Raw genomic sequence first — 24,299 nt, forward strand, 5'->3', positions numbered from 1 at the left:
AAAACACAGATTGTCAACTTTGGATGTTATTAGCAAAATTGTGAAGGCGGTTGCCCAGAAGCAACCTTACCCGGATGTGTTCGGGTTCGGAACCGCCCCGATCTAATCAATACCACTCTGGTGTCTTGGTGAATCCCCTTGCCGGGTGTGTAAAGGACTTACACCTCCACTCCAAGTTATCTGCGACCAACATAGTCAACAGATATTGACTGTCACGGCACACAAATAAAAGGCCATGATTATTCCATGGCCTCTGTATATAATATGCAAACTCAGTTTGCCAACGCTTTCTGTAGAGAGACTGTAGCTTGCCCCTCTGCCGCCATAGTTTTATCCGCAACAGGCATATCTTTTAATATGATGTTTATCTTATTAATAATACCAGTAAATTTATATGGAGCTGGAACACCATAATTTTCAACAACAGGAGTTTCTCCATCTAAGCCAACGTCGGCGCCTTCATCGGCAGAGAATATCATCGGCTGAGTCCGCTCAATACGTCCTTCAGCAACTTGTTTATCATTGGCAAAAATTTTAGCAATCCCCCCCTTACCGAGTCCGCCTCCATCATAAGTGAACTCATAACGCAAATTAACTTTGCCTTTCGGGAGTGGTTTATCAGCACCGATAGTAAAGCGTTGCAGACCAAGGAAGTTATAACTATAAGTGGGTATGCCATCCTTTAGATAAAGACTCCAGCCGCCAAAACGACCAGCTTGTGCGAGTATCACGCCATTAGCCCCCGTTGATGGGATCTCCAAGTCAGCCGTAATCTCGTGGGAGCGGTTTTTGACATTGATGAATACATTCTCGGACATGCCGACCATGCCTGAATAAACACTTAAGGAGGTACGTCCAGCCATTAGGTCTGGGCGGCCTACAAGGGCAGCATTAACTCGCTCAACACCACGATCATCAATTGGTAAAGCATGATATTTTTCTGCCTCAACCATAAATAACGCTTGCATTTCCTTAAGTTTTTTTGGATTACTTGTAGCGAGATCGTTAGCCAAACTGAAATCTGAACGAGTATCGTAGAGTTCCCACTTATCACTGTCCAGTGCGGCCCGAACCTTACTTTCCCAAGGCGCTCGGTGAATAGTTCCTGCATACCAACCGTCATGATAAATGGCACGGTTCCCAAATATCTCGAAATATTGAGTTGTATGAGTATCAGCAGCGTTAGCATCGTTAAACGTTGCTAGCATACTAACACCTTCCATCGGTGTTTGTTTTATCCCGTTCACCTCTTTGGGCTCTGGTAATTTGGCTGCTGCCAATATTGTCGGTGCTACGTCAATGACATGATGCCACTGGGAACGGGTCTCTCCCTTCGGACGCACAGCCTTTGGCCAATGCACAACCAGACCATTGCGTGTTCCGCCATAGTTAGAAGCAACCTGCTTGGCCCAAGCAAATGGGGTATTACCCGCAATAGCCCAACCGGCGGCATAATGGTTATAGGTCGATGGCCCACCTAACTCATCGAAGTGTTTTATAATATCTTCTGTCTTTTCCTGCACCCCATTAAAATAGGTCATCTCATTAAACATGCCATTGGCGCCACCTTCGGCACTAGCACCATTATCACCTACCATGTAGAAGATCAGCGTGTTATCAAGTTGCCCCATATCTTCAATTGATTTGACCAGACGACCAGCTTCTGTATCAGCATATTCAGCAAAACCTGCAAAAACCTCCATCTGTCTAGCAAACAGCTTTTTGTCTGTTGCACTGAGCGCATTCCAGTCTTTGATTGCGGCTGGTTTAGGCGGTAATGCTGTACCAACTGGTACAACCCCCAGTTTTATTTGGCGAGCCAGAGTTTCTTCTCGTAACTTGTCCCATCCCTGATCAAATTTTCCATGATATTTGGCAATCCATTCTTTAGGAACATGGTGCGGCGCATGAGTTGCACCTGGAGCAAAATAGATAAAAAAGGGTTTGTCAGGAGTCAATGCCTTAACTGAGCGCATCCACTTTATCGATTGATTAGTCATATCAGTCATGAAGTTATATTTTGGGTCATGAGGCGGTTCGATCTTCGTCATATCCTCGTAAATGGATGGAGCCCAATGATTAGTTTCACCCGCGATAAAACCGTAGAACTTATCAAAGCCATTTCTGGTCGGCCAACGATCCGTTGGACCTGATGGACTGACTTCCCAAGCCGCAGTTTCATGATCTTTACCAAAGTGTGCTGTGGCATAGCCATTTTGCCGCAGCATCTCTGCTAATGGCGTCACACTCTGCGGACGTTGGCCTGTATTTCCAGGAAATGCGGTTGAAGTTTCCATGATGGAACCAGTATTGGTGGTATGGTGATTTCGTCCTGTCAATAAGGCTGCACGGGTTGGGGAACTGAGAGCTGTGGTATGAAACTGGTTGTAACGCAAGCCACTCTTTGCCAACTGTTCAACGGTGGGCATGTGAATAGGGCCGCCAAACGCACCTGATTGACCAAAGCCCATATCATCAATGAGAATAATCAAGACGTTGGGTGCGCCAACCGGAGCCTTTACCTGAAACCGTTCTGGTGGTGTTGCATCACGGACGTCTAGGACTTTGCTTCGTTCCGCTTCAGGTTCATGGATGGGTAGTACAGTTCGATCCGGTTCGGCCTGAGCCTGTGCACCAGTTGCACAGGTGCCGCTTAGTGCTAGTCCTATGGCGCCGTACATGGCATTTTTTTTCATTTTTAAACTCCTTCTATTTATACATAATGGAGGAGATACATCGACAACTACGTAATATGGATGCTCCTCAATCACACCAACTAGTTTATTTAGCTCACTTCTCTATCTGATAACGGGATCACTAGGGGTCCATTCAGTGCATCCATGACCATGGATGCGGGCAAGTTGTGGCTGACCAACTTGGCCATTGCATTCAAATAGGGAGTTAAATGTTGGAAATAACTTTTGTAGCTTGGGCAGAGATAGTTGAGTCCTGGTTTACCATCACGGGCAATTACAAACCGATTTTTTGGACATTCACCGTGACAGGCAAATAAGTAATCGCACTGACGACACTCATCAGGTAAGGTAGTTGACTTGGCTTGGCCAAAAGCCCGCTGTTGCTGAGAATCAGCCATCTGTTGTGGTGTACTCTGTTGTAAATTGCCCAACAGGTAGTCTGGATACATGAAGTGGTCACAAGAATAGACATCACCATTATGTTCCACTATTAGTGCATTTCCGCAATTTTTGGCGAACAAGCAAATGGTGGAGGGCAATTGCAACCAAGAAGCCAACGCCCATTCGAAATTCATCACATAAATTGTACCGACATCCTGACGGATCCACTCATCAAAAATAGCGATCAAAAACTGACCGTAAGCATGGGGAGATACGCTGTGCGGTGTCATCATGAGTGTAGGGCGCAACAGGTTGTTCTCATCTAGTTTCGGCGGTGTCGCAAAGGTTAATCCCAAAGCTAGATCATCGTTCGAAGGTATTCGCTCTACTACTGGATTGAACTGGATATGTGTCACACCCTGTTGCTTTAAAAACTGATACACTGCTAATGGCTGCTCGGCCACACTGCTAGTGACGGTAACCAGCACATTGAACTCAATCTTGAAGCGTTTCAGTAGTTCAAGTCCCTTCATAACGGCATCGAATGTCGGTCGCTCCTTCTTATCCACACGATCTCGATCATGTATGGCCTGAGGGCCATCGAGGCTGATACCTACCATAAACCCAGCTTCGGCCAAAAACTCACACCACTCTTCATCCAATAGTACGCCATTGGTTTGTATGGAATTACGAATGGTCTTGGCGCCAGCCAGTTCTTGTTGCCAAGCATAAGCTCGCCGGTAAAAATTCAGCCCTCGCAGCATAGGCTCCCCACCCTGCCAGGTAAACAGCACTTCTAGGCTTGGTTCGTGACGAATATTTTGTTCTATATAGGCACGCAACACCTCATCACTCATGGAAAAATGTTGTCTTTCTGGATAGAGCTCACGTTTCTCCAGATAAAAGCAGTAATGACACTCCAGATTGCAAATTGGCCCCACTGGCTTTGCCATAAGATGCAACCCTAGCTTTTGTATATCTTGTTTAGATTGACTCATAAATACCTTCCAACTCCCAATTAGCACACACCTTGAGTAAGGGACACTTGGCACAGTGGACTGCTTGTGCTGAATCTAATCGACTCATGTTTAAGGTAATCAAAAGCGCTGATTATAGTTGATCGCAAAAAAGAACATGTTGGGATCATGATAACGACCAGCTAATACAGCAGGGGAGCTCACGTTAGCATCTTCGCTCATGAGATACTCAAAGGCAGCACCAACTGACGAAGTAATACCCAGCTCCTGTTGCACACCGATACCAAGTCGCCAAGTGTCACCGGCAGGCATCAGGAAAGAAGTATTCATTTGGTCTTGATACATACTTGTATCGTAAGCAACCCCCGTATTTATCCGTGTCACCTGTGATATTTGGTACTGAATACCAACAGCGGCATGCCAGGTATCTTGTAGGTGAAGTATAGATGCAACTTGCTTGTTACCTACAGTAGTGTCCATTTTGCTAAAATTGCTCCAGTCTTGCCAACCGAGATCCCCCAGTAAAGCCCACCGCGTATTCAGTTGTTGGAAACCACTTAACATTATCTGTTGAGGTGCATTGACAGAGGTATTGATTGGTATCTGCCACTCCTCTCCGCTAATCGGGAGATTGCCTGTAGCATTGATATTGAAGTCATACTTAACGGCTGAGGTGTAGGTCAGTCCAATACGGGTTTGTTCGGATGGTGTATAGAGAAGGCCTAAGCGTAGGTTGGCAGCCCAGTCATGATCGTTCTGCTCAACTTCACCTACACCATTTGCTCTATCACGGGTCAGTGAAAAAATACCATAATTAATACCTACACCAATTCCTAAAACCCATTGATTATTTAGGCTATAGGCCATGGCGGGTTGTAAGGTCAGCCCCATCATGGTTGAATCCTTGACGAGATTGCGTCCAGCCCAGTCATCATTAAATCCAAGGCTTAGCCCGAAGTTGCCATACAAACCGACACCTAACCGTAAGCGTTCATTGACGCTATGGCTATAAAAGAGACTAGCAGCAGGCAAGGCACCAACTGCGTTACCGCCATCTTCAAGTCGCTCATCTTCTACATCATAGTCTAGGTTTCCATAGAGCAATTGCCCCCCGACAGTCAGTTGATTGCCATCCAGGTACATCATGCCTGCAGGGTTGCTAACGACAGTACTAGCATCTTGTGCTCTAGCGGCCATTCCTGCACCCGCCAGCCCAAGATCCTCAGTCGCGATCTCATACAAGTAAAGGCCCCCAGCATTAACGTTAAATGCTGTCATAAATATCATCAAAGAAACAATTGACGCAACCTTGCTCGCTTTCATAAAATTAAATCCCTTTTATGCATTGATACGAATGCAAAAAACTCAGTATGTAGCCATTAGAACAACCCAATATAAATATTGTGAATTTATATACAGATATATTTCCAACACACCAAATAAATTACACTGTAATATTTAGCTCACAGTGGCTATAAAATAAGAATATATGTCATGTATCACGTTAGTTAATGATGATTTTGTGATCTGCATCAAGTCTCATGAAAAATGTAGTTTTTCAATGGTAGACTTTATGTGTGATTTATAGAGACAGTTTCACTATGGCGTGATGCTATAACAGGAAAATTCAACAACGATGATTATTGATGGTACGCCTCTGCTTGCTTGCCGGTGGGCTAGTGTATGGCGTTCAGGTTCAGCAGCGGCAGACTGCCCGCCACTGAACCTGATGGTTCGCTGACGACTAAGCTACTTCATCAGTTCGATTTCGCTCAGCTTCCAACTTTTGTCGAACCAAGGTTCGAGTGGGCCGTATAGCCGGAACAGCATATTCCAGCCTTTGCCGGGAATGGTCTGAATCCAGTTGTGTTCCATCCCGGTCGGAGCCTTCGGTCCGAAATACACGTCCACTGAACCATCCTTGTTGACCACCAAGCTCTTGTCCAAACTGCTCACCTGTGGAAAGTCTTGACTGGTCTGAAGCATTGAACGGGTCTGGTTGTCGTACACGATTGCAGACCAAAAGTCCTTTGCCGGAGCATTAGGCAACACATGCAGTCGATAGGTCTTGCCACCGTCCAGTGGATTACCTTGAGAATCCACGATTCCGACGGCATATTGGGAGCCTTGTCCAATCATCTTGGCTTCCATTGCTGGCGTCACACCAGTTGCATAGAAGTAAAAGAAAGCGGCGGCATCGAGATGGGCTACACCGGGTTGCGACTCGAACTTGTATCCGCCGAGCCATTGCCGCCAAGTGCTGTTCGGGTAGTAAAAGGCTTCAGGTATGCGACTCTGATAGGTCAACGTCCGCGCAGTGGCGTCACCCACCGCAGCCGCCTCGGCCAGTATCTTCTTCATGCGATCATCTGGCGCGAATGGTTTGCCCTTCTCTATACCTATAGAAGCAAAAAAACCTAAGGTGACCGGATCAAGCGACTCGACGGGTTCATTCTGAACGACGTAGTCGAGAAGCTCCCAAAATTGGTAGTCGGCTGGTGCCACTGTGGAAAAATCTCGGTTGGACACGTTAACAAAGATGTTGGCTGGCGGTTTAGCGGCTTGCGACAAGGAGTAAATGCGAGTGTTGTTGTGCAGGCTCTGAATGGCGGGCTTGATATCCCCTTTCACTGGCATGTTGCGCCAGACGAGAATCGACTCGAATGTAGGAACACGCACAGCCATGTACTCAGCAGGCACTTCTCCATTGTATCCCGGCGGCAGCAGCAGGTATTTGCCTCCCTTGCCCTTGTCCGGGCCGACGATGCCGATGTCAGTTACATACTTGAACCAGAAGTCATCAATCATACCCAGTGTCATGGGCGGTACTTCGACCACCAGCGGACCGTCATGCAGATTGATCCAAATCCATGTGTAGGGAGTGGTGGCGTTGGCCGTGAGAAAAATCGAACGGGAATTCATGTTGGTTTCAAATGTCGGGATCGTGATATTGGCAGGGCCAACGCTCAGTAATCCTTCGCGTAGCCCAGCCATATTTACAGGGGCTAATGCCAGTAAATATGCTTGCACTGCACGTTGAAAGTCGAGGTTGTCGTAAACCTTAGCAACGGTTTCTTTATCCGGAAAACCATCAAAAAACTTCAGGGTGCCTAGTCGCGTATCCACCTTATCCGGGATCTCTATGCCGGGAGGGATATCTGTGACCATCTTCATTTTCGGTGCAGACTGTGCCTGTGCTGCAAAGGCACCCATCATAAAAATAAGAGTCGCTATCCTAACACTTTCCATATATCTGATTTTCATTGGAATCTCCATTTGTCTTGCAAGACTGAAAATTTGTATTGCCAGCTAACGTCCTAAATAATTTATCCTAATTATACTACATCGCAGGGTATCGCACACGGACACACCGGCTCCTGATCTCACAAGAAACGTCCCTGAAGGCTCCACCGCACCATTCCTAGCGCAGAGGGCCAGCTTACCGATACCCTGCTCGTTCTATAAAGTGATCTACAATTCGGAACTACTATTTAGCACTTATCTCCTAGATAGCATCTTTCCCATTTTTTGTATCTCACGTTAAACAAACAATAGAATCAACCACTCGGCAAAACCGCATATAACCTCCAATTAGGCATAATTTCCTTACCGTGAAAATCAACACAATGCGGACCTATCAACATGACTATCAAGTAATTGGCTGCTCAAAACCCTATACCAAACACAGAGTAAAACCACGCCGTTACAAATATGTACATTTTAATAACATTTAATTTGCTAGCATGGGGGCACTGGACTAGCTTTAAGGAGCGAGGCTTAACCCAAGACATCAATTACCTTTCCAACCAATAACCATCAACACTGTGAGCCGCAGCTAAAAATGAAAAAACAGGATCGAGAGAGTGTTTCGCCTATGCTGCCCAGGCTCATTTTTGTCATCGTTGTACTCAATGTACTGATCGTTTTAGGATCTTATCTCCCCCCCGATGGCAGAGGCGCAGCTCTTAGATTGGATAGCCAATGGCATGCATTTTCTTAAAAGCATTACAGCTGATAAAACATAAACCGCTTGAGCTAGGATCGCACCGATATCATGTTCGATAGAGTACCTTAACCACATGCCAGCCAAACTTAGTTTTCACTAAATGCGGGACTAATAATTCCCCCGAAAATGCGACCTTATCGAATTGAGGCACCATTTGGCCTTTTTTAAACTCGCCTAGATCGCCGCCTTTTTTCGCCGAAGGGCAAGAGGAGAAACGCTTCGCCAGTGCCGCAAAATTAGCCCCATTATTCAATTGCTTGATAATGTCTTCCGCCTGTTCTTTGTGCTTGACTAAAATATGCACTGCGGCGGCGGTTTTATATATCATGTTCACATCCTCGAGGTTGCGACCCATGGCAAAGGCTTTAGGACCTACGCCATAGGTCGACTCATTTATTCACTGATTTTCAATTGCTTATTGCAACTTATTGGCCTAAAATTTTCTGCCACCATTGCAATGGCTCGCCGCAGTTTGCCGCCGGATTGTAGGAGCCTCTTAACGCTGGTAATGCCTCAACATTGCTACAACCCGCTTGTTTCGCTATCCCAGTATCGCGGTCAAAATAACCTTGTACGACTCCAGCCACAGGAATAGAGCGTAAGCCAATGGGCGGACGCTCATTTAAGAAAGACTGATAAACGGCCATAGCGCCGCTGCTGCCATAGAGGCTGGTTTTTCCGTTATCGTCCCGTCCAACCCAAATGGCGGCCACGTTACGTTCATCAAATCCGGCAAACCAAGAATCACGGCTGTCATTACTGGTGCCGGTTTTACCCGCAAGGGCCACTCCCGGGAAGGCATTGCCTAACCGGGTCGCCGTCCCTGAGCGCACCACCTGTTGCATCGCATATTGCACCAGAAAATCCGTCTCTGGAGCTATCGCCTGTTCCTTCGCTAACCGGGTCACAGGTAAGGGCTGATTATGACTATCGAGCACGGCGGTGACTGTCGTGAGTTTGCGGTAAGTTCCATTATCGGCAAGGGTTTGATAGACCTGTGCCACCATTAATGGCGAGCCATTTACCGCCCCTAATAACATAGATGGGTACTCGTTTAGGGGTTCTTCCCAGCCCGATTTCGCCAGCGTCGTCGCCACCGCCCCGACACCGACCGCAATCCCGAGATTAACCGTTGGCACATTCATCGATTTCTTTAACGCCGTTAACAACGGCACTTGGCCACTAAAGGACTTATCAAAATTCTGCGGCGACCACGTCTTACCTTGCTCATTCTTCAAGGTGATAGGTTGATCCTTAAGCGGCGTCGCTAGGGTGAACTGACTGTTGGGTGTCAGCGCCGTCGCATAGACAAAGGGCTTAATTAATGAGCCAATGGGGCGACGAATTTCTACCGCACGGTTAAAACCATCGAATCCAGGGGTTTTATCCCCCACCATGGCCGCAATGCCCCCCGTGTATTTATCGGTGACAACCATACCTATCTGCAGGGATTTGTTGCCTTTATCTAAGCTTTTAAAGGTTTGAGTCACGGCTTTTTCTGCTGCTTCCTGGGCCATAGGATCGAGGGTCGTATAGATTTTTACCCCTGACTGTTTCAGTAGCGCATCGCCGTAACGCTCAACCAGTTCTTGTTTTACCAACGCATAGAAGGCGGGTAACTTTTGATGCACGGGTTTATTCTGATTACGTAACCCCAGCGGCGACTCGACTGCAACTTTATATTGAGCCGTATTCAACTCGCCCGCCTCCATCAATAGACGCAGCACAAGATCCCGCCGCTCTTGGCTACGTTCTGGGTATTTCCACGGGTTGTAATAGGAAGGCCCCTTAATGGCCGCCACTAAAAATGCTTGCTGTGGCATGGTTAATTCACCGATTGGGCGTCCAAAATAAAACTGCGACGCCAGCCCCATACCGTGGACGGCGCGGGATTTATCCTGCCCCATATAAACTTCATTCAAATAGGCTTCGAGGATTTCATCTTTGCTATAACGGAAATCGATAATCACCGCCATTAAGGCTTCCCGCACCTTGCGCAGTAGGGAGCGCTCACTCGAGAGGAAGAAGTTTTTCGCCAGCTGCTGGGTGAGAGTCGACCCCCCCTGCACTGTGCGCCCTGCACTTAAGTTAACAAAGGCGGCGCGAACGATGGCAAAGGGATTCACCCCGTGGTGTTCGTAAAAACTCCGATCTTCCACCAGCAATAGTGCCTGCACTATGAGTTTTGGCATTTCATCTGTGGGGACAAATAGTCGGTCCTCACCATCACCGGCGATAATTCTATCGAGCAGCACGGGCTCGAGGTGGAATACCGCCAACTGGCGTTTATCTTCCATGCGCGCCACCGAGCTAACGCCGTCACTATCGAAGCTAATCATCACCCTTTGCTCGGCTTGATCGCCCTCTGGGTGCAAAAATGGTCGGCGCCATAGTTCGATACGGGTACTCGATGCCGAAAATTCACCGACCTGGCGGGGATTAGCGACCTTGCGATAACCCAATAGCTTAAGTTCCGCCATCAACTGAGGATGACTCACGGCGGCACCGGGATACAGGGCCATAGAGCGACTAAAGACTTGGGCGGGGAGATGCCATTTTTGCCCCTCAAATTTTCGGGCAATCACTTGGTCGAGGTAAATACTGTAGAAGGTCACCACAGCCAGCCCGACCAAGGCGAGCTTCCAAGTGAGCGACCAGATCCGTCCAAACAATCCGCGGTTACGCTTAGTTTGGCGCTGGGCAGGTGTTTTTTTTGTCGTCTTAGTTGTCATATCTACTTCATCATTATGGCATTAAAGGCTTCAGTCACAGACACAACACGCCAGTGTTGTTAATCAAAGCAGTCTAAACGCTATGACTGGGATAAACCCAAGGTTTTTTTCTTGGTAAATTTTGTAGGTAAGGTATTCGCGGGGTCATCCGGCCATAAATGTTTTGGATATCGGCCGCGCATTTCCTTCTTCACTTCAACGTAGGGACCCTGCCAAAAACTGGCTAAATCCGCCGTTAGGGCTAAGGGGCGCTGGGCGGGTGACAATAACTCCATGGTCACCTTCAGTTTCCCCTGTGCAAGCATTGGGCTTTGGGCCATGCCAAAGGTTTCCTGCAATCTTACCCTAAGTAAGGCTCGACCCGATGCCTCATACACTATCGGCGCAAAAGTCCCCGTCGCTAACGGCCATGAGGTCGGCAATAGGGCGTCGAGCGCCTGTTGTTGCTGCCAACTCAGCCTATTTGCGACAAAGCTAAAGCAATCGAGTTTCTGTAATTGCGGCAGATTATTCACATTTTCGAGGTATGGCGCCAGCCATGTTTCAAGGCTTTCCAAGAGCGCTGCATCGCTTATATCGGGCCAATCTGCGTTAGCCTCTAACGTCCTCGCCAGTTGGATCCTAGACTGGAATTGCTCTAAGTTAGCGTTCCAATTGAGGATTTGTAAACCTTGCTGACGAATGTAATTCAGTAATGCGGCAATAATTTGCGGGCGTTCAGGTTTGGCTATGACCTCAGATTTTATGACAATTTGGCCGATCTTAAACTGCCGCTCGGCAACTACCCGCCCCTTAGTTTCGTCCCAACCGCATTGTTCGCTCGGCTCGAGCAAGGATTTCAATGTCCCATCAAATAAACTGGGCTCTAGCTTGGCCGCCAAATAGATCCGCCCTGCGTTTCTGCCTTCGGTTTCTTGAAAATCCGCCACCACCAGCCAAGGTGTTTGCGACAGCGCATCTTCGGCCGCCAGCACGACGCCAGTGCCATTGGCTAGTTGATAACCCTCAACCCCGCGAGCTTTAGCGATGCGATCTGGATAGGCTAAGGCCAACAATAATCCCACATCGCTGTGGTGAGCTTGGGTTGCAACCTTAGATAAGTCTGCGGTCAATCCTAACTTCTTCTGCCATTGTTTTGCCTGTTGCCCCGCTTGCCCCTGGCAGGCAAAGTGCAGGTAATTCAGCATATCTGCGCCCTTTCGAGGTAATCCTCGCGCCTCTAAAACCCCCGCAAGCAAACAGGCTAAACTGCCTAGCTCGGTTTCATTGAGGGATGTAGCGACCAACAACATATGGGCGAGGCGGGGATGGCAACCTAGCTCATAGGCGGCCTTACCGTGGGCGGTCAGTTTATGTTGGGCATCGACCATGCCTAAACGCTGCAGTAATTGCCAGGCTAGGGCTTCATTCACACTGGGCGGCGGCGTTAATAACATCATGTCACTAAAGGATTTTGCCCCCCAATAGGCACAATCGTGGGCCATAGAGACCAGATCCGCCTGGCAAATTTCGGGCTCATCGGCCTTTAACATCCGCCCTTGTTCTTCTTGGCTCCATAATCTAATACACACACCCGCAGCTAAACGCCCGGCCCTGCCTGCGCGCTGCGTCGCCGAGGCTTGACTTATCCGTTTAAGACTTAAGCGGGTCACACCGGTTTTAGGGTTAAAGCTTGCTTGGCGTTTATAACCACTGTCGACAACAAAACCTATACCCTCGATGGTTAAACTCGACTCAGCTACGTTTGTCGATAGGACAATTTTACGCTTCCCCGCCTGCGATGCTCGAATAGCGTTATCCTGCTCGGCCCCCGAGAGTTCACCATAGAGGGGGCAAATTAAAAAAGTCGCGCTATCGAGCCGTTCACGCAGATACTGCGCCGACTTCAGGATTTCCGCCTTACCGGGTAAAAACACTAATACATCGTGATGATCACTAGCACTTGTCGAGCCGACTAACTCGAGCACGCAGCGGCAAAGATGATCTAACCACAGCTGTTGGCTGGGTACGGGGCGATATTCAAGGTCAACGGGAAAGCTGCGCCCTTCACTCTGCAGAATCGCCGCGGCGGGCATAAGCTCACCGAGTGCCAGCCCAGATAGGGTTGCCGACATGGCTAATATCTTTAAATCGTCCCTCAGGGAGCTTTGCACTTCGAGGGCGAGGGCCAAGCCTAAGTCGGTCGTGAGATGCCGCTCGTGGATCTCATCAAAAATGATCATTTCAACCCCAGTTAACTCGGGATCTTGCTGGATCATCCTAGTCAATACACCTTCGGTGACTATCTCTAACCTTGTGTTACTACTGACCTTTGACTCACCGCGGACTCTATAGCCAACCTCTTGCCCGACGCTCTGTTGTCGACAACTGGCAATATAATGCGCCACACTGCGGGCAGCGACTCGGCGCGGTTCTAACATTAAAATTCGCCCGTGAATTTCAGGCCAATCGAGCATAGCCAGCGGCAGAGCGGTAGATTTACCCGCCCCCGTTGGCGCCTCGAGGATCACTTGGGCGTGGGTCGAAAAAGTGGCGCGCAGCGGCGCTAACAGAGAATGAATAGGTAGAGAGTTCAAAGCTCAGACGTCTAAGGCCAAAATAGGCCGCCAGTGTACTAAGAATCGGCCTTAAGTACCATTTTGCACCGACCGAATCCTGATTAAAGGTTGATATAGGCCGCTAAGGTATCCTGGGGCAGTAACCAAGGTTGGCTCAGCCCCGAGTGCAATTCAGATAACCGCATGGGTTTATTGATGGCATACCCCTGGGCATAGTCCACACCTAAGGCTTGTAATTTAAGGCCTATTTGCTGGGATTCCACAAACTCGGCAACCACATCGAAACCCATATCTTGCCCTAGTTGGCAGATCGCTTTGACTATGGCCTGATCGGCGGGATCGTCACAAATGTTAATCACGAACTGGCCATCCACTTTGACAAAATCCACGTTCAGACGCTTAAGGTAAGCAAAACTTGAAAAACCCGCACCAAAGTCATCGAGGGCTAACTTACATTTGAGAGGACGCAGGACCTCAATCAGTTTAGTCGCTTGATCTAACTGACTCACGGCGGCCGTCTCGGTGATCTCGATGCACAGTTTGTCCACCAGCTCAGGTTCGGTCATCAGTCGCATTTCGAGCCAACCCATAAACTCGCTGTCCCCTAAGGAAGTCGCGGACAGATTGACTGACACTAAATCCAACTGTTGCCAAAGATCTAAATGACAACTTCCCCATTTGAGTAAATTATCAATAACCCAAAGATCGACCTTAGAGGCTAAGTTATAACGCTCGGCGGCGGGTAAAAAAATTGCCGGTGAGACGATAGTGCCGTTCGCCTGCACCATCCGCAGCAGGATTTCCAGATGCAGCCCCGATTCCTGACGATTTAATGGCACTATTGTTTGAAAATAGAGTTCGAACTGATTGAGGGCTAAGGCGCTGACGATATCCACTGAGGCCATCATCTCAGTGTACAGACGGGTCATTTTGGGATCTTTGGCGCTGTATAAGTGCCAACCATTGCGGCCTTGATCCTTCGCAAGACGACAGGCGGCGTCCGCTTGGCTCATCACGGTATAGATATCCGTCGCCGATTTATCGAACTTAGCGATCCCCATGCTGACGCTGACATTATGGCAACGGTTTTCCCAAACAAACTCATGATTAGCCAGTTGGGTACAGATCCGAGTGGCAATATGCTGCGCCGAATCTACATTGCTATAATGCATTAAAATGCCGAATTCATCGCCACCTAAGCGCGCGACAATATCCCCCTTGCGCACCAGCTGTTTAAGGCGTAATGCTAGTTGACACAATAGCTTATCACCTGCCTGATGGCCGCTGACATTATTGATGACTTGAAATTGATCGACATCGACAAAGGCCACGCAGGTGGGCATATCGTCCCGGGCTTGTAACAGATTGTCGAGCAATGCCTCAAAGTGCAAGCGGTTGGGTAAGCCCGTCAGCGCATCATAATTGGCATGAAAGGAGAGTTCATCGGCTAGACGATATTTCTCACTCACATCTTCGGCAATCATCACTAGCGTGTCCCTATCACCATGGATCTGACTAAAACTTAACCTCAACCAATCCAGTTGATGCACTGATTTCAGCGGCAACTCGCACCAAGCCTGACCTAGTACTCCCTCGCGCACCATATGTAAGGTATCGATTAACATGGCATGCTCTTCTTCACGCACCATGCAAAATAGATCATAACCGTGTTGCACGGGTAACGTCTGCTGCGCCACCTTATTCAACATCGTCAGTTGATTATGTTTATCGAGTAAGGCACAGGCTAAGGGCAATTGATTAAACACTTCACGGTATTTATGCTCACTCGCCAGCATATCGTGGGCAATGCGGGTCAGCTCCATGGCCGAGCCTATCATCACTGCGGCATGGTTAAACTCATGGATAAATTCATCGCTCCACTCGCAGCATTCGGAGCAATTTACCGCCCCCAATGCAATCCGAGTTTGACCGAATACCACGGGGGGCAATACCAATAGACTCTTAACATGCCAGTCCCTTAGCAGGGCTCGCTCCTCCTGCGCATCCGCAGGTAAGGTATTGACATCTGGCAGGTTTAACAGACGGGGACTGCGTACCAAGGAGCGGAAAAATGGCATTCTCGCCAGGGGCCAGACTCGGGTCTGTTGCCCTTGGGTAAATTGCGGTTTTAAATAAAGATTGCGGGTACGTAAATGATCGAGGGATTGGCTACCAGTCAACACGAACACCCCATCACAGTGGAGTTGTAGGGTGATTGTTTCTAGGGCTCGGTCAACATTTTGCTCTAGGGTTTCTAGCGGTGTTTCGCTAAAAATGGTCACCAGTGCCTGTTGGAGTGAATTTGTTAAACCATCTGACATGTAAAGGTATTTCCTTACCTAAAACGCTATTTAAAGTATTATCGCCATGCATTGAGTATAGAAGCTCACACAAACAATGCTTGTATGCCAATACCATTGCATAATAAAAGCACGATCGAACAAAAGCATAGCTTATTCTTTAGATATAGATTGCGATTCTCAGGAGAAACACTTGTTACAGCGATTATTTCTTGGGTTTGCGCCGACGGAAATACAGCGGCAGCAACTGGGACAATTACAGCACATCTTAGCCAGCAGCCTTAATCCAACGGCCAAGGGTGTCACGACTGCCAATTTCCATTTAACCCTCGCATTTCTCGGTAGAGTCACAGAATCCCAACGCCAACAGTTGATAAATATTCTTGATGTATTAGATAAGCCGCGATTGAGTGTTCGACTTCACCAAATCGCCCTCTGGCCAAAGGCACAGGTCTGCTGTTTGAAGGGGACTGAGGTTGGCGCAGAGCTAGCCCTATTGGCCGAGCAAACCCAAGCCATAGTGCGCGATTTAGGGCTGCATGTGAGTGAGCACGCCTTTCATCCCCATATCAGTTTATTTAGAAAGGCCAAAAATCTCAGCCTAGCCCAGGAGACCTGCTTAAGCTCATTGCCGAATATGCCCTTTCACGAACTAGTATTAGTGCCCGATGCCCTACATTTATATCATTCGGCGAGCACTCAATCGGGAGTCGAATATCGCCTACTACACACTTGGCCACTTGGGAAATAGGCTTGAATTTATCTAAAAAAATAGCCCGAACGGATCCGGGCTATACAATCTTTCATCGACAACGGAAGAGGGGTTATTCTAGCAAACGAACGGCTTCACGGTAGGCGCGCTTTTGTTCATAGGTCTGTAAGCGCTGCATAAACTCGTTAGTTTTAGTGATCTCTGCGCTCATTTTTAATGCTTCGATGGCTTTTTGTTGTGTCGAAATTGCCGCACCAAAATCCCCTATTTCTGCATAGGCGGCGGCGAGATTATCGAGGTTTGTCGGATCGTTCTCATTCACTTTGAGCAACTGTAGGGATAACTCGACCGCTTTATTGCCATCTCGATATTCGGCTTCTGGGCAAGTTGCTAAGATCCACGCCACATTACCTAGGGCGACATCATCACCCACTTGGGTAAATTGCTCGACCGCCTTACCACAATTACGAACTACGCCATCCCCCCCAGAAGCATAAATAAAGCCTAAACGAAACTGGGCCCAGCGACTACCACGTTCGCCCATTGTCTTATACCAATGTTCAGCGACCGCTAAATCACGCTTAACTAACTGTCCTTCAAAGGAAAGGTCTGCCAGAGTTTGTTGTGCTTTTTCATGTTGTTGCTCGGCGGCGAGCGACATCCAATGCACCCCAGACGGCACTTCCTGTGCGACGAAGCGCCCGGAGAGATACATCAGCCCCAATAAAAATTGGGCATCGGCATCGCCCTGCGCTGCTTGTACTTGAATATGCACAAATTTACTCGCCGCAATTTCATTTGCGGGTTGTGGGATAGAAAAGGCGTGTGCCGCCGTGCTAAGTCCAACGACTACAGTTAAACCTGCACCTAAAACCCATTGTCTGTATTTCACGTCCTAACCTCTTTCAAAAGCAACCGCACAACAAAGTTAGCCTGAATTTAGCCCATAAGTCGAGCCATAATCGTGTTTATCCTACGACTAAATGAAGCAGACAAGACTAAAATAGCCCAAATGAACCCCCGCATTGGTCATCATTTTCTTTATTTCGGTTATAAAAGGATTCCTAAGATGTGATTCACTCTACAGAGTTAGGTGAATCCAATGAGTTTCACGCCGATTTAGTTGACTTAAATCACTAAAGTAGCAAAATGAACTCTAATTTTAGAGAGTTAATTGCATTTATTCGTTCATTCTAAACTAAGACTTTCATCAAGTTTTTATCTGTTTAATTGACGTAAAATGCTTATTTAGAATATCCTTACTTTCGTTTTAATCAATCGAGGAACACCAACATGGCTCTGATTGGTAAGCCAAAACCGGACCCAACTTTGGAATGGTTTTTATCACACTGTCACATTCATAAGTACCCTGCAAAGAGTACCCTTATCCATGCAGGTGAAGACTCAGACACCCTTTATTACATCGTAAAAGGTTCTGTCGCGGTATTGATTAAAGATGAAGAAGGTAAGGAGATGATCCTTTCGTATCTTAATCAAGGCGACTTTATCGGTGAACTAGGGTTATTTGAAGAACAAGCCGAGCGTACTGCTTGGGTTCGTGCAAAGCAAGCCTGTGAAATTGCTGAAATTTCTTACAAGAAATTCAAGCAACTTATCCAAGTTAATCCAGAAATTCTGATGAAACTGTCTGCGCAAATGGCCTATCGCCTCCAAAGCACCAGTCAGAAAGTCGGCAATTTAGCGTTTCTTGATGTGGCTGGTCGCATTGCCCAAACCCTATTGCACTTAGCAAAACAGCCCGATGCTATGACGCACCCCGATGGCATGCAGATTAAGATCACCCGTCAGGAGATTGGTCAGATCGTCGGTTGCTCCCGTGAGACCGTAGGTCGTATCTTAAAGATGCTCGAAGAGCAGAATCTGATCCAAGCACACGGTAAAACCATAGTGGTTTACGGCACCCGTTAAGTTAGTCTTCAGCTTGATTTAAGCCTGCTTCATTAAAGTGGCCTAGCATAAACTCTAGGCCATTTTTTATTGGGAGCACAAATGAAACGGCTGTTTTTTATCTGTTTTTTTAGTCTGTTCACGCTGCTGCATCCGACAATAATTTATGCCGAGCCCATTGAATTAGAACATTATCAGGCTAAGGCCTTAGTTAACTCTGGCCAAATACTGTCGCTCAATGGCGCCCTTAGCGTCGTGGACCAATTTTGCCAAGGTGAACTAATTGACGCCCATCTCTATCAGGAAGATCATAAATGGCGCTATGATTTACAAATCAAAGTTCAGCGCGGCCAAATAGTGAATCTGAGCATCGATGCCACTAATGGCCAACCCGTGCACTCCATAGTATTACCGAGCGAATGTCGAAAACATGAAACTGCTACTCGTTGAAGATAACCCTATGCTAGTCACTGAGCTGGAGAAACAACTCAAACTCGCTGGCTATGTGACCGATATTACCGATAAAGCGCTCGAAGCCGATTACCTCATTAAAGAAACCCAATACGATTGCGTGATCTTAGATATTGGCCTACCCGATGGTAATGGACTCGAACTGCTCGAAGGCTGGCGTGATCAGGGGATAAGCACCCCAGTCATTATGTTAACTGCACGCAGCCAATGGCATGAAAAAGTCGAAGGTTTTAATGCGGGCGCCGATGATTACTTAGGTAAGCCCTTCCATACACAGGAGCTATTGGCGCGCATTCAAGCGTTGATCCACCGCGCCCACGGCCGCTTGAATACCTCGAGCAAACAACTGAGCTATGGCGGCGTCACCTTAGATGAAGCCGAACAAACGGTGAAAGTTGCCGAGCACATTTTTGAGCTGACGGCGATGGAGTTTAAGCTACTCAAAATCTTCCTTATGTCACCTAAGAAATTGTTATCTAAGGCACAGCTTACCGATAAGCTATATCAATTTGACGACGAGAAAGAAAGCAATGTAGTCGAAGTCTATGTGACCCATCTGCGTAAAAAGCTTGGCAAAACCGCCATCGAGACCCGCCGTGGTCAAGGTTATATCTTCCACGGCATTATTGAATGATCTCGATCCGTACTAAGCTCAGTTTATGGTTAACGGGCTTATTAGTGTTAGGCACTGTTATTGGGCTCATATTGTTTGAGTCCATGCTGCGCCAAGCCTTCCACGACTCTATTATCAATCGATTAGAAGAAGATCTCGAACACATTATGTTGGCGACCCATATCAACAATGGGGAGATCCACATAGATCAGAGCCAACTTTCCAGCTTTTACAAACCCGCCTATTCGGGCCGCTATTTCCAACTTAACTTACCCACAGAGATCATTCGCTCCCGCTCCCTGTGGGATATGCAGTTAGATATCGAGCCCCTAGCCCCCAAGCAAACCCGAGTATGGCAGGCAAAAGGGCCTAAAAACAATGATATGCAATTGCTGTCCCTAGGGTTAAATTCCAGCAGTGCCAATGTGACCGCGACCCTCACAGTGGCCCAAGACCTGAGTATCGGTAGACGGGTGTTTAGCGAGGTCTATGGTACTAAGCTTGGGGTCAATCTGGTGATGCTCGTGGCGATGATCGCTGGCATCTTCTTGATCCTGCGACAATCCTTTAAACCCGTCAAACATATACAGCATGCCCTTTCGCGCCTACAGGAGGGAGAAATCAACGCATTAGAGTTGAATAATCTCCCGCCCGAGGTGCAACCATTAGCCAAAACCTACAATGAGCTGCTCGAATACACCGCCAAGCAAATTGAGCGTAGCCGTAATAATTTAGGCAACTTAAGTCATGGGCTGAAAACCCCATTAGCCGTGATGCAGCAGCAGGTTGAGGCCCTCGGTCTTAGGGACCCCGACACCGCTATTGCCCTACAGCAACAGCTGGATGCTATCCATAAAATGGTCGAACGTAAGCTCGCCGCGGCAAGGATCACCGGCGACATGCTTCCCGCTGCGCAATTGGTGATCCCAAGGGACTTACACAGCCTTGCCAACACCTTGCATAAGGTTCATCGGCATAAGTCGATTAGTTGTGAGTTTGAGATCGATCCCACTATATTGCGTCTGCCCATCCACCGTGAAGACGGCATGGAACTCCTAGGCAATCTGTTAGATAACGCCTTTAAGTGGGCCCAGAGCCGAGTGAACGTACAGCTATCCCGTCAGCAGGAACGGATCTTGCTTTATATCGACGATGATGGGCCGGGTGTCGCGGGTGATGAATTGGATAAACTCACCCAACGGGGCATAAGGCTCGATGAATCTGTGATGGGACACGGTTTAGGTTTATCGATAGTGAAGGAGATTGCCGAGCAATATGGTATTGAACTTAACTTTAACCATAGCGCTCGCCTAGGCGGACTTGGGATCGAACTGCGCTTCAGCTAACCCAGTTTACCCCATATAAAAACGCCATCAAAGGATGGCGTTTTTATACACATCTCTAGGTAACACCTTAATAATTTAGACTTTATTCACGTTTGTGCTTTCAAAAATTTTATCGGCAGAGGCGGCCACAAAACCGGTATAAAGCTCACCATTCGCCTTTGGATAACGCAGGGCAAATTCGTAGAAACAGCTTGGGATTTCCACCGTCATATCGGTGAATTCAACCGCAATTTTATCGGCCATAGTCGATGACTGTTCGAGTAACACATCGGCCGAGCCCTTAATTTCACCGCCGGCAGAATTAAGCACAAATCCCACCTGTTTCAAGGTGTTATTTACCGTTTGCAGCGAATGATAACCGTCGAGATGATTGACCGACACAGTGAAATGGTTCGCGCGGTAACCAAACGCGGCCACCCAAGCGGCGTATTCACTCTCGGCCAACAGATCTTGATAGGTTTGATAATCCAATGACCAATGGCGACCCGAATAGATAAAATTATCCGCCGTCGTCGCAGCGTCATCCACCTGGGCGATTAAACCTTGAATGGTCGCTTGTAGCGCAGGGCTAAACTCTTCCACCAGCAGCTCAGAGATAAACACTTTAGGCTGGGTTGAGTCAGGATGCTCAAAATGCTTAGCGATTAATTTCTTCTGTTCAAACTGATAGTCACCACAAGCAACGTAGCCCAGTGAGGTGAAATGCGCCGCCAACACATCCAAATTCACCTTAGCGATATTGAAAGTACGCAGGGCGATATGATCATTGATGATCGCCTTACCATCACCGAGTAGTGCGTGTACTTTCGCCGCTGAAGGGGTCATCTGAATATAGTCTTGCCATAAAGCGGCAAACAACGCATTAATATCTGTGTGCATAAAAAACTCCACTTACGGTGCCCGCGGCGATTCATAGGGTTTGCCGCAGCACTGATGTAACGACTTAACGACTACTGCCACTATGTCTGACAGTAAAAGTCTACATAAGGTTACTGCTTGTTATTAAAAAAGGAAGAGCATTCGCCCTTCCTCCTGTTTACTTCAATCAATTGATTTTATTGATAACTAAGACGCCTATAGACTCAAACCTGGGCTTAGGGTCGCAGGTAGACTTACCGTATCGGCCTCGACCGAAGCCACAGGATAAGCACAGTAATCGGCGGCATAGAAGGCACTCGCCCTGTGGTTACCCGAAGCGCCGACGCCACCAAAAGGTGCCGCGCCCGATGCGCCAGTGATCTGTTTGTTCCAGTTAACAATTCCGGCCCGAATGCGCGCGAGGAAATAGTCATAATCTTCACGGCTATCGGCGAGTATTCCCGCAGACAAACCATAACGCGTTTGGTTAGCCAGTTTGATCGCCTGATCAAAATCGCTATAACGCACTAGCTGTAGCAGCGGGCCAAAGTATTCTTCATCCGGTAAGACATCAATAGCAGTCACATCGATAAGCCCAGGAGACACTAAGCCCGTACCCGCTTCTAAATGGGTTAACTCGACTAAAGGCACGCCACCTAAACTCACTAAATTCGCCTGCGCCGCTACCATACCTTTGGCGGCAGTTTCAGAAATCATTGAGCCCATAAAAGGTTGTGGCTGCGCGTTCCAAGGACCGACTTTAATCTGTTTGACCGCATCGACTAACATGGCAATCAACGCATCGCCCCGCTCGCCTTGCTCTACATATAGACGGCGCGCACAGGTGCAACGTTGGCCAGATGAGATATAAGCCGACTGCAAAATATCGTGCACGGCAGCTTTAATATCCTGCACACCTTTAATGATCAGTGGGTTATTGCCACCCATCTCCAGTGCTAAAATCTTGCCTGGATGACCGGCATATTGTTGATGTAAAAAATGACCCGTGCGTGAGCTGCCGGTAAAGAACAGACCATCGAGCTGCGGGTGAGAAGCCAGTGCTTTACCCGTATCCACCTCACCTTGGACTAAGTTGAGCACGCCAGCAGGCAGACCCGCTTTATCCCATAGGCTAACCATCAGCTCGGCAACTTTAGGCGTCAATTCAGAAGGTTTAAAAATCACAGTATTTCCCGCCAACAGCGCAGGGACTATGTGGCCGTTCGGCAAATGACCGGGGAAGTTGTAGGGGCCAAATACGGCCACAACACCGTGGGGTTTGTGGCGGATCACCGCGCGTCCCGCTGGCGTATCATTGGCCTCGGTGCCAGTACGCTTGTTGTAAGCCGCCGCCGATAAAGCAATCTTGCCTATCATGGCGCCGACTTCGGTCGCCGTTTCCCACTGGGGTTTACCGGTTTCTTGGGCAATCGTTTCAGCCAGTTCCGCTTTGTTGGCTTCGAGTTGGCTGCGATACGCTTCGACTATGGCTAAACGCGCATCGAAACCTAACATAAACCAATCAAACTGTGCGGCGCGCGCGGCATCTACGGCGGCGTTCACTTGTTCTGCTGTGGCGGTTTTACCCGTCCAAATAGTTTGTGCATTGGCAGGGTTAATTGAGGTCACGTCATGACCCTTGCCAGCATGCCACTGGCCTTGAATATAATGTGTCATTGGTTATTCCTACATTGCCAAAATACGGATTTGATCGCCTTTTGCGAGTAACAAACCCGCTGCCAGCTCAGGGCTGATAATGATGTGTTCGGATTTGTCGTCCACTGCCAGTGCGGCAGACGTCGCGCGGTAATTGACTAATTGAGTATTGGAGATAATAAATTGAGTGTCGGCTTCGGCCATGTCACCGATATCGATAGTCAATAATCGGCTTTCACGCACGCCACGAATATCCGATAAACGACACTCAACCGTTGGACCACCATCGAAAATATCCACGTAACCACGGCATCTAAAGCCTTCGGCCTGCAATAGACTTAATGCGGGACGGGTATTGGTATGCACCTCACCAATCACTTTTTGCGCTTCCTCCGGCAACAGGCAAACATACACAGGGTTACGTGGCATCATTTCCGCCATAAACGCCTTTTTACCTAGGCCAGAGAGATAATCGGCCTGAATAAAATCAATGCCTAAGAAGTGCTTTTGTAGCCAACCGTAAAAAGGCGAGTGGCCATCTGCATCGCTGACACCACGCATTTCGGCAATCACAGTTTCACCGAAGCGTTTTGCATGTTGAGCTAAAAACAAGAAGCGACTGCGGGATAACATGCGGCCATTGTTACCTTTACGGTAGGCTTCACGCAAAAACAGCGTGCAAAGCTCGGCGGCGCCCGTGTAGTCATGGCAGAGGGTTAAGGTTTCAACCTCATTACGTACGTCAATTTGTTCGGAATGATAGACTTCGGTACCGAGGCGATAATGGTAAAACGCATCTTCCATCCCTACTGCGGCTTCGATAGCGCAAGTGCCGACGACTTCGCGGCTGTCGGTATCCTCAAGCACCATCAAATAGCCTTCATCGAAGGGAGTGTCTACAGCTTTGACAAACGACGTTTCGGCTCTGGCAATCTTATGCCTCAGTAAATCCGCATTGACGGGTAATGACGTAAAACCATGCCCGGACTCTTCGGCAATCTGGTATAAGGCCTCGAAATCCCCGGCCTGAATAGGACGTATGATTAACATCTTAGTGTCTCCTCACTTAGACTTGCCGTGCACCA

17 protein-coding genes are annotated in these 24,299 nt (G+C 48.1%); 5 read left to right on the forward strand and 12 right to left on the reverse strand.

Annotated features, from left to right (window positions below):
- Positions 1–272: 272 nt before the first annotated feature.
- The 8 genes from COW15_RS02845 to COW15_RS02880 all read right to left on the reverse strand — a co-directional run bounded on the left by COW15_RS02845 (position 273) and on the right by COW15_RS02880 (position 15,671).
- On the reverse strand, positions 273–2,696 hold the full coding sequence (locus COW15_RS02845) for an arylsulfatase (protein ID WP_293629721.1): 2,424 nt from the start codon (positions 2,694–2,696) through the stop codon (positions 273–275).
- Positions 2,697–2,785: 89 nt separating this feature from the next.
- Complete coding sequence (locus COW15_RS02850; RefSeq protein WP_293629723.1) at positions 2,786–4,075, reverse strand: anaerobic sulfatase maturase; 1,290 nt, start codon at positions 4,073–4,075, stop codon at positions 2,786–2,788.
- Between the two features lie 99 nt (positions 4,076–4,174).
- Complete coding sequence (locus tag COW15_RS02855; protein WP_293629725.1) at positions 4,175–5,377, reverse strand: outer membrane protein transport protein; 1,203 nt, start codon at positions 5,375–5,377, stop codon at positions 4,175–4,177.
- 426 nt (positions 5,378–5,803) lie between these two features.
- Positions 5,804–7,318: a DUF1254 domain-containing protein gene (locus COW15_RS02860; protein WP_293629727.1), complete on the reverse strand. Its 1,515-nt coding sequence runs from the start codon at positions 7,316–7,318 to the stop codon at positions 5,804–5,806.
- Positions 7,319–8,106: 788 nt separating this feature from the next.
- Complete coding sequence (locus COW15_RS02865; protein WP_198783487.1) at positions 8,107–8,385, reverse strand: peptidylprolyl isomerase; 279 nt, start codon at positions 8,383–8,385, stop codon at positions 8,107–8,109.
- A 100-nt stretch (positions 8,386–8,485) separates the two neighbouring features.
- Complete coding sequence (gene mrcB / locus COW15_RS02870; protein ID WP_293629729.1) at positions 8,486–10,792, reverse strand: penicillin-binding protein 1B; 2,307 nt, start codon at positions 10,790–10,792, stop codon at positions 8,486–8,488.
- Between the two features lie 80 nt (positions 10,793–10,872).
- Complete coding sequence (gene hrpB / locus COW15_RS02875; RefSeq protein WP_293629731.1) at positions 10,873–13,368, reverse strand: ATP-dependent helicase HrpB; 2,496 nt, start codon at positions 13,366–13,368, stop codon at positions 10,873–10,875.
- An 83-nt stretch (positions 13,369–13,451) separates the two neighbouring features.
- Positions 13,452–15,671 carry an EAL domain-containing protein gene (locus tag COW15_RS02880; RefSeq protein WP_293629733.1) on the reverse strand — a complete coding sequence of 740 codons (2,220 nt, stop codon included), beginning with the start codon at positions 15,669–15,671 and terminating at the stop codon, positions 13,452–13,454.
- 172 nt (positions 15,672–15,843) lie between these two features.
- Between COW15_RS02880 and thpR the strand changes: the two genes are divergently transcribed.
- Positions 15,844–16,401 (forward strand): RNA 2',3'-cyclic phosphodiesterase, encoded by a 558-nt coding sequence (gene thpR / locus COW15_RS02885; RefSeq protein WP_293629735.1) that lies wholly within the window; start codon positions 15,844–15,846, stop codon positions 16,399–16,401.
- Between the two features lie 73 nt (positions 16,402–16,474).
- Here thpR and COW15_RS02890 read toward each other — a convergent pair whose 3' ends face one another.
- Positions 16,475–17,254 carry a tetratricopeptide repeat protein gene (locus tag COW15_RS02890; RefSeq protein WP_293629737.1) on the reverse strand — a complete coding sequence of 260 codons (780 nt, stop codon included), beginning with the start codon at positions 17,252–17,254 and terminating at the stop codon, positions 16,475–16,477.
- Between the two features lie 401 nt (positions 17,255–17,655).
- Here COW15_RS02890 and crp point away from each other — a divergent pair, with 401 nt between their 5' ends.
- From crp to COW15_RS02910, 4 genes are all read left to right on the forward strand, one after another.
- Complete coding sequence (gene crp / locus COW15_RS02895; RefSeq protein ID WP_011070954.1) at positions 17,656–18,291, forward strand: cAMP-activated global transcriptional regulator CRP; 636 nt, start codon at positions 17,656–17,658, stop codon at positions 18,289–18,291.
- Between the two features lie 81 nt (positions 18,292–18,372).
- Positions 18,373–18,720 (forward strand): hypothetical protein, encoded by a 348-nt coding sequence (locus COW15_RS02900; RefSeq protein ID WP_293629791.1) that lies wholly within the window; start codon positions 18,373–18,375, stop codon positions 18,718–18,720.
- Positions 18,701–19,375, forward strand: coding sequence for a response regulator transcription factor (locus COW15_RS02905; RefSeq protein WP_293629793.1), 675 nt, complete (start codon positions 18,701–18,703; stop codon positions 19,373–19,375). The genes COW15_RS02900 and COW15_RS02905 overlap by 20 nt, the downstream gene beginning before the upstream one ends.
- The gene (locus tag COW15_RS02910) at positions 19,372–20,700 is read left to right on the forward strand and encodes an ATP-binding protein (RefSeq protein WP_293629795.1); all 1,329 of its coding nucleotides are present in this window, start codon (positions 19,372–19,374) and stop codon (positions 20,698–20,700) included. Before COW15_RS02905 ends, COW15_RS02910 begins: the two co-directional genes overlap by 4 nt.
- 75 nt (positions 20,701–20,775) lie before the next feature.
- Here COW15_RS02910 and COW15_RS02915 read toward each other — a convergent pair whose 3' ends face one another.
- From COW15_RS02915 to astA, 3 genes are all read right to left on the reverse strand, one after another.
- Positions 20,776–21,579: a DUF1338 domain-containing protein gene (locus COW15_RS02915; RefSeq protein ID WP_293629797.1), complete on the reverse strand. Its 804-nt coding sequence runs from the start codon at positions 21,577–21,579 to the stop codon at positions 20,776–20,778.
- Positions 21,580–21,774: 195 nt separating this feature from the next.
- The gene (astD, locus tag COW15_RS02920; protein WP_293629799.1) at positions 21,775–23,235 is read right to left on the reverse strand and encodes a succinylglutamate-semialdehyde dehydrogenase; all 1,461 of its coding nucleotides are present in this window, start codon (positions 23,233–23,235) and stop codon (positions 21,775–21,777) included.
- Positions 23,236–23,244: 9 nt separating this feature from the next.
- Entirely contained in the window at positions 23,245–24,264 is a 1,020-nt protein-coding gene (gene astA / locus COW15_RS02925) for an arginine N-succinyltransferase (RefSeq protein WP_293629801.1), read from the reverse strand.
- Positions 24,265–24,299 lie beyond the last annotated feature (35 nt).

The organism is Shewanella sp. CG12_big_fil_rev_8_21_14_0_65_47_15 (assembly GCF_002783505.1).
GTDB lineage: Bacteria > Pseudomonadota > Gammaproteobacteria > Enterobacterales > Shewanellaceae > Shewanella.